This window comes from Alistipes sp. ZOR0009 (assembly GCF_000798815.1).
Lineage (GTDB): Bacteria > Bacteroidota > Bacteroidia > Bacteroidales > ZOR0009 > Acetobacteroides.
Window position 1 is genome coordinate 51,802 of sequence record NZ_JTLD01000003.1, and the last position, 13,874, is coordinate 65,675.

Genomic DNA, 13,874 nt, shown 5'->3' on the forward strand with positions numbered 1-13,874 from the left:
ATATTTGTAGTTGTGCAGGGATCGTGTTGTAGGATCGTGCTGTAGATTTGATTTAGTGTAGAAGAGATGGTGTAGAAATACCCTGCCTGCGACTAGCTCGCAGCTGCTATGTAACGTACGCTACATTCAACATACCAATGGCTATGGGTAAGGGATCTCTATCTACCATTCTGCAACGCGCAGCGCTTGCTGCTATTCTTCTATTTGTTGTGCTGCTACCCAATCGGGGCTGGGGGCAAAAGACTTACTACTCCTATAAAAATGGCGATTGGAATTCGGTTAATACTTGGACGCTAGACCCAACTGGGACAACGCCCATAGGTGCTGCCATTCCAACTTTGGCTGATAATGTGGTTATTCGTAATGGCGACGTGATCTCTTTCACTACTGGCAATTCCATTAAAGCGAAAGTCATCGAAGTGGAGAATGGTGCAGTTCTTGATCTTGGAAACACTACAGGACATACTCTTGGGGATGTAAATGGTAAAGGGTTGCTGCGCATCTCCTCTACCACGCTGCCCTCATTTGGGAATGGAAACTTTAATAGCGCAGGCGGTGGAACGGTGGAGGTATATGCTAGCGCTAGTATTACCTTAACAGCTGCAGTCACCTATAACAACCTTATTCTGAACTTTACTAACTCGACAAATAAGCTGATTATTGGAGGAACTAGCTCCTATAATTTTACGGTTAATGGAGATTTGACCATAAAACAAGGAGGATTGCAGATTAATAATGGTAGTGATTATGCTAAGACTTTAGTGGTTGATGGAAATGTAACGGTATTCTCGGCTGGATCTATATCTGTAGGAAATAATAACTCTTACATTGATCCTATAAACAAGGTTATATTAAAGAGTGACCTTATAAATAATGGGGGGAATGTGACTTTCTATTCGGAATATTATTTCTATCAAAATAGTGCCACCGTTACTTTTAACAACCCATCCAAAGATCAGCTGTTGCAATGTAATGGCACTACCAAGTTCTGGAAACTAGTAGTAGATAAAGGTGTAGACGATACCTATATGCTGGATGTGCAGGCTAACGCTGCTGGTAATTTTACTATTGATGGGAGTTTTGATGGAGATGTCCCTAATCCTGACGAACCTGGTAGTTTGAGAAACAATAAGGCTCTAGAAATCTATGCAGGAACATTGCGTTTAGGTCAAAATATTTCGTTACCTGGAATTGCTACAAATGGGAATGTTTTTGCAATTGATAGTGATGCTCAACTTTGGCTGGATGGGGCAACAGTGGCAACTATTGATGTAGGGAGGGCTAGTGATGAGTGTGTGATTATATATGGTAAACTTAAAATAACTGGAAATAGTACCTTTTCTTCCCTAGGCAGCGAAGGCATAATTATTCGAGGTGCTGGTATTTATGAGCAAAGTGGTGGTGATGCTACCGCAGGCGTATTTCGTACATCTGCAAGAGGAGAACTCGGGTTGCATAGAGGTGGTGTGATTATGAATGGTGGTAGGCTTACTATTACAGGAAATGTTAAAGCAGGGCAATATGCCGCGTTTACCCTTCCTTACCCCAACAATATCTTTCAAATGAGTGGAGATGCGGTGCTTGATATAAAGGCTTCTACTAGCAGTAGTGAAGTTGGTGGTGGTCGTAGCATATTGCTAAGCATGGATCCTAAGAATGCTAGCTTAACAGGAGGTATGGTTATTATTAGTGCAGATAACCGTAATGCAGGTATTGTTTCGAAGGTGCCTTTCTATAACTTAAGTTTATTGGGGAATTCTAATAATGGCCGTAACATTTCATTGAGTAACTATGCCGGTTATAATCCAGGAGGAACGGATGCTCCGATGGCAGCGGTAGCAGTACAACCTCTAGAGGTTTTAAATAATTTAGTAGTGCAAAAAGTTGGTGGTACAGGAAGTCTTGCGTTCAATGCAAACAACCAAGATGTAATCGTTGGTGGGGATATGCTTATAAGCGCAAATGCCACCTACACCCCAGGCACAAATACCACCCGCTTTAATGGTAGTAGGGCACAAACCTACACCAACAACGGTACCGCCAATCTAAATAACGTGGAGCTGGTGGGGGGGAGTACCTACCTTACCACCAAAACAGATATGCAGGTAAACGGAAACTTAACTATTGGTGAGGGTACTACGCTATATGACGAGGGTAAGACGGTTACAGTTGCTGGAAATATCTATAATAGCGGAAAGCATATAAGCACTGGTAGCGGAAGCATTAACATGTCGGGTAGCGGTAAAACGATTGGAGGTTCGGGTAACGGTGTATTTGGTGTGCTTAAGCTCACCAATGGGAATGCAACGCTTGCCGCCAACCAACGGTTCGATGGTAGCGTTTCGGCATTACGTCTTGTTAGTGGTCTTTTGGATATTGGTTCTTATAGGCTAACCTTAGGGACCTATGCATCGGTATTTAGCGATAACGGTACGGGAACTGCATTTTCGGCAGCTAAGATGATTCGAACGAGTGGACTACTCTCCGATGAGGGTGTTGTAAAGGATTACAGTGGGAGGACAGATACCGATCCCTATCCCTATTTGTTTACTTACCCAGTAGGTTTTGGTAGCAGCTACCATCCGGCAACGCTTAGGCTTAACATTAAACCTGGTCAACTTGGTCTGGTTACTGTAAAACCGGTTAGCGGAGCTCATCCGCTAGTCGATGCAACGAAAAGTTTGGCTTGCTACTGGAAAACAAATACTACTAACTTTTTGGGACTTAATGCTGACTGGTTGTTTAATTACATACCATCTACAGATGTTAAGCCTGCTGCTACCAATGAGAAAGACTATATAGGAGCAATATTTAGAGGCGATAGGTGGATAACCGACCCATCGGTTGTTACGGTTGATAAGACTAACCATAACGTAACCTCTACCAACCAGCCGCAAATTGAAGGAGAATATACCGCAGGCTTGTTGGAAGCATTTGCGGCACCTAAGATATACTTTAGCATTATCTCCACCGGCAATTGGAATTCTCCCAGCACTTGGTCTACCACTCCTGGAGGTGCAGCAGGAGCTACTATTCCTGATGCCAGCTCTATTGTGGTGGTTAGCGATACTCATACAGTAACGATTCCTGCTACAGTTAATGCTTCCTGTAAGCGCCTAATCATAAAACCAGGGGCAACCCTCGATGTTAAGATTCCGGAGGCAACAGTAACCCGTAGCTTTGGCTACCTAGCCGACCAATCGCAAGGTGGTGGTGGTACTCTTAAGGTGGAGCTAGCTGCTGCAACAACTTTGCCTGGTGGAGATTTCTCTGACTTTTGTGGAACCAATGGAGGTACAGTGGAGTACTATGGGGCTGAATCGAGAACATTGCCTGCAGCTCCTCAAGGTACGTACTATAATTTGGTGTTGTCGCCAGAGATTAGAACGCGATACTCCTTTCAAAGTGGGCAAAATACCATTTATAATGATTTAATCTGCACTGGAAAAGACCTAACCAGTGAGATGGCTACAGCTACAGCCTCCACTAATATTTCGGTAGGAGGTAATTTGTTGTTAAGGAAGGGGGCCTTTTATTTTTGGAATACAGGAGCACATAAGTTGGAGGTAGGGAAAGATGTGTTGGTAGATGCAAGTGCTAACTTTAGGGTTACAGGTGGATCGGGGCATGCTATTTCTATAGGAGAAAACCTTAGGGCTGATGGATCTTTCGATGCTAGCTATGCAACAACAACGTTTAAGGGAATCGTATCCGGAGTGGTTTCTGGAAGTAGCAATGTTACCATAAAAGATTTGGTGGTTGATAAGGGCGTGTCAGCATCAACAAAGTTAACCATAAGCAATGGCAATACTACCATAAATGGCTCTACTAGCCTGTTGAACGGAGAACTTCTAGTGAGCGGAGGGGCGACCTTAAATGTTAACCATCCAACAGGTGGTGGATTTATTATACCATCAACGGCGGCTCTTACGGTTGATAGCCCTTTGGCAAAGGTTACTGTTAATAGTAATGCTTACGGTAACGATGGAGATATCCTGCTGTTTGGGGCGTTGGGAGTTAAGCTGGGTAACCTGTATGTTGGACCAGAAGGTGGTGGACATAACTATGATATTGAAGTAGGAGCAAGTGGTGTACCTACTATTAGAGTTGATGGCGGTAACCTCTACGTAGGGGGGCAGATACGCCGAAGCGTTGCCCAGTTTGTAGGATCGTTGCGCTACTACCAGGGCGGTGGTACGGTTCATATTTTGGGAAAGAATCAAAATGATAGTCCCAACTATTCTCTATCTACATTTAGGAATAATCAAAGAGCAAAGTTTGAGGTACTCAATGTAGGTTCTGTATTTAGCATGACCGGGGGAACACTCCGAATTGCAGAAGGAGGCGGGAATAATTTTGGAGATCTGTATGTTGAACCAGAATCAGCGACGGTTACAGGTGGTGTCGTGGAGTTAGGGGCATCGAGTTCTAGTAGTAAAGATATTCGTCTTTCGGCATCCTGTCTTCTTCCATCTGTGGTGGTTGGGGGGAGCATTACTGCTACAAATACCATTTATCCGTTACAGATACTAAATGACTTGACTATTGTATCTAGCGGTAGGTTTAAAGCGAATGGTCTTGATCTAACAATAGGCCGATCGTTATTTAACTATCAGCCGAACGATGGGTTTCAGCATGGAGCAGCTGCTGGTGCTACCCAAACCACCACATTTAGAGGTGGTGGTGATGGACAAATAGTAGGCACATCAGGAAGCAATGTGACTTTTTCGACTCTTGTAGTGAATAAGCCAGGTGCAAAATTAGCATTGGGTACTACTTCGAATGTACTTGTCGAAAAAATGCTAGATCTATCGGCAGGTACGCTTCAGGATAAGGGCAATACAATTACCGTTAAGGGTGATATGAAGAATACCGCAGTGCATGAGAGCGATGCCAATAGTGCTACCGGTATTGTATTTGATGGTGCTATTGCTTATGGGACAACTCAGGTAGCGCAGCGTATTTGGAGCGACGTTAAGGGGGGATTTGGTAATGTCACCATAAATAATGCAACGGGAGTAACCTTTGATGATGAGTTTGCGATTAATAACCGTCTTACTTTTGTAAAAGGTATTTTGAATATTGATGAAAACCTTTTGCGTCTTGGTGTTAATTCGGAAATTCAAGGTGCTGGCGGTGGCAAGTATATCATGACAAACGGTATTTATCGAGACAAAGGAGTCGAGAAGGTATTTCCCAAATCTATGGGCATAGTCACTTTTCTATACCCCCTTGGAGTTGCAGGAGGGAAGTATACGCCATCAACCATAACGTTGAGCAATAACAATACCGATGGAGGTAGCATTCGGGTCTTGCCTATAAACTCGGAGCATCCGATGCTTGTTGATCCAGCCAACAAGAAAAACAACTTGGACTATTACTGGATTGTGGAACCTTCGTTGAACTTGACTGGCTACACATCGACTATGAAATTTACTTACGTAAGTAATTTGGCGTGGAGTTCAGATTCTAAGGTAGGACGATTTATTACGGATAACTGGTACCCATTAGGAGGTATTACAGATGCAGCAATCGATGCAAGCAGTAAAACTTTCACTATATCGAATAAGGATTACCTAAGAGGGGAGTACACAATTGCCCATCAAGAAAACTTATTTGGTAAGCCTGTCTACTATTCTAATGTAAATAGTGGAAACTGGGAGGATAAAAATTCATGGCTGATAAAGAAGCCAGAAGATCTAGATGTGCCTGCGAACTATACTTTACCTACTAGTGGTCCAAATGGTCATAGGGTGATAATTAAATCAGGTCATACTATTACAATTACACAGAATAATAGGCAGGCCTATAGTTTGGAACTTAATGGTACGCTAAACCTGCAGGATAAGATTTACCATGACTTTAGAAGGTTGACAGGGAGTGGTACGCTAATGATTGCGGCCTATAACGGGCAGTTCCTTCCTCCAGGTGGTGATCTTACCGCCTTTACCAATCAGTCGGCTTCTACCATAGAACTTAATGGGGCAGGTACGCTAGATGCTCGTTTTACGGAGTTTCCAAATCTTAACTTTACAGGGTTAGGAGACAAGGTTATTCCGCTTTCGCTAAACTCGCGTTACCATACTGTTTACGGTAATCTTACCATAGCCGATGGTGTTGTTAAAAAGTTGGGATCGTCAAATCAAGGCATACTCAGAGTTTACGGGAACTGGGACAATAAAAAAGGCGCTGGTGCTTGGGTGCCGGGAACCTCGCAGGTACAGCTGGTGGGTGATAGAAATCAGACTGTAAGTATTGCAGGTACGGCTACGGAGCAATTCTACAACCTGCAGCTGCAAAAAAATCAGGCTTCTCAAAAGCTTTCTTTAAGTTCTTCGGTTGATGTTACCAACTTGCTATCGCTGAATAGGGGGATTATTGATGTAGCAGCAGGTAAGGTGTTACGTTTAACATCTACAGGTGCTGGTTATACCAGAAGTGGGTACACTATTGCTGATGCTTTTGTAGATGGTGCAATGCAGAAGAACATGTTTTCTGGGTCAACATTTACTTTCCCTGCTGGTGATTTAGATCACTCGGCACCTGTTAGTGTAGAAAATACATCTACGTCTGCAACTCCGTCTTATTGGGAGACGCAGTACTACAAGGCTAGTCCAAGTGCTATAGGTTCGTCATTTGATAACGCACAGCTGAGCGGTATCAGTGATAGGGAATACTGGCGAATTAAAAATACCTCTTCTGGCGCATCTGATAAAGCCTACGTTCGTCTGCAGTGGGATGACTTTAGTGGTATGCCATCCATATTGCAGAGCATGAATAAGATTCGTGTTGCGGAGTACAATGGATCCATGTGGAAGTCAGTTAGCGATGCTGTCAATGTAGATAAAGCGGCAAAAACGGTGTGTACAACAGATCAACGTCTTAATGCTAATGCGAATAAGTACTACACGCTTTCGTTGGCAGGCATGCCTACAGCTGTATTATCAGCACCTTCGCCTACGGAGATTTGTGGTGGTGAGTCTACCAACATTACGTTAACCATGACAGAGGGGGGACCTTGGAAGATTCAGTATACGGTGGATGGTGGTACACCAGTTTCGCTAGATGTTCCAATATCGCCATTTACTTTTGCGCTAACAGGTAGCGCTATCGGTTCGGCAGTCGATAAGGATATTGACCATAAGGTAAAGGTGGTTTACGTAAAGAATGCAGTAGGAGATGAGAACTATATTAATTCGAATGAGGTTGGGATTAAGGTAAAACGTACACCTAATCCAGTAATTGTTGGCCCTAATCCTTCTATGCAAGGAGCCTCGGGTGTTAAGTATTCGGTTACTGCCGTTTCAGGTGATAGCTATAGCTGGAGTATCTCAGGTGGTACAATTACGGCAGGTGCTAATCTCAATGAGGTGACGGTTACATGGAATTCTGTTTCGTCAGGAACTATTAGTATTACCGAGAAGTCATCTTCTAATAGCTGTCCTGTCACTACGTCTATGGATGTTAGCTTAGACACTAAACCTACCCCGCAAATTACCGCAAATCCATCATTAGTAACATGTCTCAATAATACAGTCGTTTATTCTACAGCACAGTATGGTGGCAATACTTATAGTTGGGAAATTTCAGGAACTTCTGGTACTGATTACGATATTGTATCTGGAGGCCTTTACCAATCATCTCTAGAGGTGAGATGGAAGACATCAGGGTCCAAACTGATTAAATTGACAGAAACCAAAGGCGGTGTCTCAGTCTCTGATCAGAAAGCAGCTCAGGTAAATGCTTATCCATTATCTAATAAGTTGGTGTCGGATGCTTCTGTATGCAAAGGGAATGCTGCATCGATAACAGTTGCCGCTTCGGAGAGTGGGGTTGCCTACCAGCTGTTTGATAATTTAGGAGCTCCTGTTGGTGGTGCCGTAAATGGTAACGGAAGCACAATAACCCTTACGCCAACAATAAATGCACCTAAGGGTATTTACAGTACTTACGAAGTGAGGGCAAGTATAGGGACATGCCAAACATCTCAAACAGATAAACCCACACTAACGGTACTTGATGCTGTTGTTGCAACGGTGGTTTCAGATAAGGGAACGGAGGTTTGCAGTAGCGATCAGGTGAAATTTTCCGCTTACGATAACGGTGTATCTCCTGTTGGCTCTGTAGCCTTTTATCATAATGGGGTATTGGTGCCTACCGAAAAAATTATTGGAAATACCTATACTACCAAATCGTTGGTTGATGGTGATGAAATATACGCGGTGGTTGGAAACGGAGCGTGCTTTGCCTCTGCCTCTCCCGTAAAGATGACGGTAAAGCAATGCATACCTAATGATCCAATTAACCCGCCATCAGTTGCTAGCACAACAGCTTGTGCTAGTACTGCCGCAGAAAAAATGGTTACGAACGTTTCGTTGGATGCTTTGCCTATAGGTGCCACATCGCTTAACTGGTCGATTATATCTGGGGCTGGAGTAGTCTCCTCAACAGGTGTATTGACTGCCAGAATTGAATGGGCCGTTGGGTATACAGGAACTGCAACGATTTCGGTAGTGGGGAGTAATGCTAGCGGATTAAGTGCGAATGCTAAAAGCGTGAATGTAACAGTTTATGCACGACCTATCGTTACCATTGAGCAGGTATCAAAGCCTGCAGATGCAAATTCATATACAGCTTGTGCAGGAGGTGTCATTAATCTTCAGGTTAAAGAAAATGGGTATTCGTATACATGGAGCATAAGTGACAGCCGCTTTACGTTAACGGCTGCTACTAACGAGCAAACAGGAGTTACATCTCCAGCCAATAGCACGCTATTCCCTGATATAGCAGCTGGGATTCTTAAAAATCCAAAGGTTAGCGTTACGGTGAAGGATACCTATGGTTGCTTTAATACAGCCGATCAAACATTAAACTTTTATCGAATACCCGTTACAGGCCCTCCTTACCACATTGGAAACAATATCTCGAAATAAGATAGGCGCAAGGTGGCTCTTTTACATAAAAAGATGCCACCTTGGTCTTTTACCCTCTTGGTACTTTGAAAGATTGGGACTTTCTTTGTGTTTGTTTATCTAAAAGATGGTTTAGGAATGGAGGGAGTACAAATGGACGATTACCGTCAGTTCTTGTTGAAGGTTGCCAATACCCGAATGCCTTTTGGTAAGTACGAAGGGCGGTTGCTGTTGGAGATTCCAGAACTCTATTTAGTGTGGTACAAGCAGAAAGGCTTTCCTCAAGGGGAGTTGGGTAAACTGTTGGAGCAGATGCTAGAAATTAAGCTCAACGGATTAGAATCTATTGTGTGGCCATTGGTAAGGCGATAAGTATTCTCAAACATTTATGGCAATTCTAGGTATGCGATATAAGCGATTTCGTAATATTTTAACGCTCCTTCTTGTTCTCCTTTTTCCAGCATTACTAACGGTTGACTATGCCTACCAATCATTTATAGTAGAGCCGGATTCTGTGGTTGTAAAGAACGGAATGTTTACTGTAACAGATAGCTTTAGTGACGGGAAGTCGTTAGGCCTAAAAGGCGAAGCTGAGTTTTACTGGAATCAGCTGCTGACCCCAGCAGCACTAGCTGCCGATACCGCCAAGCGGGATGGCTACCTTAAAATTCCTGGATTATGGAATGGTGTTGAGGTTGATGGCCGGAAGCTCGAGGGCAAAGGATATGCTACTATTCGGTTTTGGCTAAAGTTATCCCCCAATAGGTGCTACGGATTGAAACTAAAGGAGTTTGAAAGTGCCTATTCGCTGTGGATTGACGGAAAGTTAAGGGCTCAATGTGGGAAAGTTGCCAAGTCGGCTGGTGAGATGGTTCCCTGTTGGGCGCGGCGGGATGTTTATTTTGTAAGCAGCAATCGCCCCACAGAGGTGGTTATACAGATCTCGAATTTTCACCACTGGAAGGGTGGTCCTGAGGATACCATTATTTTAGGACGCGCGAGGGATATTCTCAACCTTAAATCGTTGCAAGAGGGGGTTGGCTATTTTATATTTGGAATATTTCTGGTGATGTCTTTGTACCATCTGGTACTTTTTCTATATCGAAAGACTGATCGATCTGCCTTGCTGTTTAGCCTCTTCTGTTTTACAATAATGGTAAGGTTGCTAACCACTGGAGAAAAGTTAATACTAAAGATGCTACCCGGTATTGACTGGGTTGTGGCGGTTCGCATAGAGTACCTCTCTTACATTATTTCTCCTCCGCTGCTGCTGCATTTTATACAGCAAATGTACCCTCAACTTTTCTCTAAGGGTGTTCTTCGCATCTCGTATTTGCTTGCAGGCATGTTTACTTTGCTGGTTATTGCGGCACCATCTACTATTTTTACCTATACTCCAATTGCCTATCAGGTTATTATTTTTATTAGCGGGATTTACGTGTTCTACGTTTTATTTAAGGCGGCAATGGAAAAGTTGGAAAACTCATTTGTTTTCCTATTCAGCTACTGCTTCTTTTTCATCCTTCTAGTAAATGATATTCTTTTCTACAATAGAGTGCTGGATACGTCTTTTCTATCTCCGTTAGGGGTGTTTGTGATGATCTTTTCGCAGTCGATGGTGCTTTCCAAAAAGACATCCGTGGCATTTCGCGAAGTAGAGGTGCTTACTGCTAGGCTGCAGCGTTACAATCGGGAGTTGGAAAGCAAGATTGAAGAGCGTACGCAGGAAATTCGCCTTCAGAAAATGGAAATAGAGGCTCAAGCCGATGTTTTGTTGGAGGTTAATGGCCAGCTTACCCGGATGGGGCATCTGAAAAACGCGCTAATGGCGATGATCGTTCATGATTTAAAGAATCCGTTGAATATGGTACTGAACTATTCGAAGGATGATCGGATAACATCGGCCGGAAAGCAAATGCACGGATTGGTGCAGAATATCTTGGATATACAGAAGTATGATAACGACAAGATGGTGCTTTATAAGCGCCGGGTAGAGGTCGGTATGGTTTTGTCAAAAGCTATTTTTAGCGTAAACTATCTCGCGTACCAAAAGGGCGTTCGGATAGTTAATAGGATTCCTGCGGGCTTAATTTTGGAGGTAGACGAGGATGTCTTGGAGCGAATATTTATAAACCTGCTGACAAATGCGCTGAAGTATTCGCCAATTAACTCTGATGTTATTTTGGAGAGTCGGTTGGAGCATGATTACTGTCTTTTTGAGGTGGTAGATAGTGGACCTGGGATTCCGGAAGATAAGATTTGCATAGTATTTAATCAGTACGAAAGCTATGATGAGCGGATGCTTGGGCGCATAAAGCCAAGCGGATTGGGCTTAGCTTTTTGCAAAATGGCGGTTGATGCGCACGATGGAGAGATTGGGTTTACAGCAAAAGATGGAGGTGGTTCTATCTTCTGGTTTAAAATTCCTGCTCTAGAGGTGCCCGTCTTGGGCGAACTTCAGCCTGAGATTTTGGAGCAAACGATGCCTTTTGCCCCTGTCTTTGAGCAGCCGGGAGAACTTGACCTGTTTAAGGCAAATTTGAGCCTGCTACTGGGTATGCAGGTGCACGAGGTAAGCCGTATTAGGAAAGTTTTGAACGAGCCTAGGTTTCAGAGTAACCCGTCGTATCAGGAGTGGATGCAGAGTCTATTGGAATCTATTTGGGGAGGTAACGACTATCGATACCAAAAGATATTGGAGGAAACAAAGGTACAGCTTGGCCGTATGTCGGCTTGCCACTAACTTTTGGAAAGCGGTAAGGTAAAATGCATGGTTGTTCCAGCACCTTCCTGACTCTTTATTTGCAGCTTGCTTCGGTGGAGCTCTAGGATTTGACTCGCTAAGCTTAGGCCTATTCCCCAGCCTCTGGAGTTGCTGCTTTTGCTCGCTTGACGCTCCTTTTGCATTGTCAAGATGTGCTCAATCTTTTCAGGAGACATTCCGATGCCGTTGTCGGCAACGCTTATGGTAACATGCTGATCTTCCACTTGGCTAGAGATGGTGATGCGGCCATCCTTTTTACTAAACTTAATGGCGTTGGATACAAGGTTGCGGATGGTTGAGGCAATGAGTTCCCGGTCGCAGGTAACCATTGCATCTTCAATCTCAAGCTTAAGTTCTATTTGGCGTTCGTCTACTGCTGTTTTGGAGAAGGTGCTCGCACTTTCGAGTATCGGTGCAAGCTGTACGATTTCGGGATGGTAGAAGTCGGTATTAGGTATTTTAATCCAGATAAGCAGGTTGTTTAGTAGTTCGTAGGTGTTGGAGGCCTCTTCCTCTATCTTCTTTAGGGCATCTTGCATGGCGCTCGAATCTTGTCCTGTTTCTAGCGTCGATTTTGAAAGAAATTTGATTCCTCCTATGGGAGTTCGAAGATCGTGGGCGATGATGGAAAGGATCCGCTCTTTCTTTGCGTTTAAATCCCTTACCTTTTTGATGTTGTCAGCCAGCTTCATGGTAGAGTTTAGACGGGCGTTCAGCTCTATCTTGTCGAAAGGCTTGCGGATAAAATCGAGCGCACCCGCTTCGAGGGCCGCCTTGAGGTGCTCGGAACTCACCATAACACCTGTACACATGAGAATGGGGATGTGTGCAATCTGCTCATCGCTCTTTACGAGCTTAATGTAGTCAATTCCATCTATCCCCGGCATCTCCCAATCGGTGATGATGAGATCGGGCATTTCTTTCTTGGTAATCCCCAATGCTTTGATGGCATTGTTGGCTAGCAGGATATCGTACTTCTGCTCAATTTCCTCGATTGACTCAACTATAAGCTGCAGGTTGTTGGCTTCGTCATCTACGATTAGAATCTTCTTTATGCTGTTCTCCCTCATATTCGTGCCCGGTACTTTTAAAAAACTTTTCAAAAGTACTTAATTTATGCTGTTATATACCGATTTGTTAAGAAAAGAATAGGAATTTATACCTATGTCGAGATGGTATAAATAGCTATATTAGCGCGATAAACAGGTTTACATGTTGATAAGGATAGCACTGGCTGAGGATAATGAGCTATTTCAAAAGGGGATGATCGCCGTTCTTAGAAAGATTCGGGATTTTAGCTTGGATATAGTGGTGGATAATGGGAGGGATTTGCTGGATAAACTTGCCTACGATGCGGGTATTGACGTTGTGCTGCTCGACATCATGATGCCCGAAATGAACGGAGTTGAGGCGGCTACTCAGATAAAAGAGCGCTATCCCGATATAAAAGTTTTAGCCATAACAATGGCCGATCAGGAGATTTACCTGCAGCAAATGCTGGAGGCTGGTGTAATGGGCTATGTCCTTAAAGATATAAAAGCTGAGTTTTTCGAAAAGGCTATCAGAACCGTTTACGAGGGTAAGAACTACTTTTCGGAGGAGCTGATTCCCCTTTTTGCCAGCAGAATGGTTGAAAGTAAGGCAAGCAGCAATGCCGACCAGCTGCTTACCAAGCGCGAGCGGGAGGTGGTAAACCTCATTGCTCAAGGTTTTTCCTCCGAGAAAATTGGCGATGTGCTCAACATCAGCGTTAAAACGGTTTCGAACCATCGGAATAACATCTACAGCAAGCTGAACGTGCAAAACACCTCGGAGCTTATTTCCTTTGCCTACAAAAATAGAATCTTGACAATAGACTAGGTAGTAATTCCTATCTGAGCTGGGTGCAAATAGCTACGTAACGGCTAGCTATTTGCACCCTGTTCTATTTTGTGCTCTTGTCGGATCTTTACGCCACACTTAAAGGGGCGTTAATTTAAATCTGTCTTGATTCTAACGTCTGAAGAATGGGGAAATATGGTGTACCAGAGTAGCTCTGGTATGCTATATTTTTCTGTTGATCTGAATAGTGCAATTCAACCGATTTTAGGAAAGAGAGAGTGGAAGGTAGCTTAGAAGAGTTGAAGCTCTTTTGTGTTACCCATAAAAGGTAAGGAACTTTTTAAAAAAGCTCCTTACCTTTTTGCTAAAAGCCCGTG

At 43.6% G+C, this 13,874-nt stretch carries 5 protein-coding genes; 4 read left to right on the top strand and 1 reads right to left on the bottom strand.

Translation table 11 applies throughout. The features are described from left to right. The first annotated feature begins 143 nt into the window (after window positions 1-143). The 3 genes from L990_RS00655 (at window position 144) to L990_RS00665 (ending at window position 11,655) form a co-directional block, all read left to right on the top strand. A complete protein-coding gene (locus tag L990_RS00655) occupies window positions 144-8,933 on the top strand; it encodes a hypothetical protein (protein ID WP_156121262.1) in 8,790 nt (2,929 codons plus the stop codon). Between the two features lie 117 nt (window positions 8,934-9,050). Next, window positions 9,051-9,284, top strand: coding sequence for a DUF3820 family protein (locus L990_RS00660; protein ID WP_197057202.1), 234 nt, complete (start codon window positions 9,051-9,053; stop codon window positions 9,282-9,284). 16 nt (window positions 9,285-9,300) lie between these two features. After that, window positions 9,301-11,655 carry a sensor histidine kinase gene (locus L990_RS00665; protein ID WP_047444498.1) on the top strand — a complete coding sequence of 785 codons (2,355 nt, stop codon included), beginning with the start codon at window positions 9,301-9,303 and terminating at the stop codon, window positions 11,653-11,655. Here the strand turns inward: L990_RS00665 and L990_RS00670 are convergent. Next, on the bottom strand, window positions 11,652-12,746 hold the full coding sequence (locus L990_RS00670; RefSeq protein ID WP_047444499.1) for a hybrid sensor histidine kinase/response regulator: 1,095 nt from the start codon (window positions 12,744-12,746) through the stop codon (window positions 11,652-11,654). The two genes, L990_RS00665 and L990_RS00670, sit on opposite strands and share 4 nt — an antisense overlap. Before the next feature lie 142 nt (window positions 12,747-12,888). Here L990_RS00670 and L990_RS00675 point away from each other — a divergent pair, with 142 nt between their 5' ends. Continuing rightward, window positions 12,889-13,536: a response regulator gene (locus L990_RS00675; RefSeq protein WP_047444500.1), complete on the top strand. Its 648-nt coding sequence runs from the start codon at window positions 12,889-12,891 to the stop codon at window positions 13,534-13,536. Window positions 13,537-13,874 lie beyond the last annotated feature (338 nt).

Coding starts and splice junctions, on each gene's coding strand:
- L990_RS00670 (WP_047444499.1), bottom strand. CDS start 12,746: ATGAGGGAGAACAGCATAAAGAAGATTCTAATCGTAGATGACGAAGCC.
- L990_RS00675 (WP_047444500.1), top strand. CDS start 12,889: ATGTTGATAAGGATAGCACTGGCTGAGGATAATGAGCTATTTCAAAAG.
- L990_RS00665 (WP_047444498.1), top strand. CDS start 9,301: ATGGCAATTCTAGGTATGCGATATAAGCGATTTCGTAATATTTTAACG.
- L990_RS00655 (WP_156121262.1), top strand. CDS start 144: ATGGGTAAGGGATCTCTATCTACCATTCTGCAACGCGCAGCGCTTGCT.
- L990_RS00660 (WP_197057202.1), top strand. CDS start 9,051: ATGGAGGGAGTACAAATGGACGATTACCGTCAGTTCTTGTTGAAGGTT.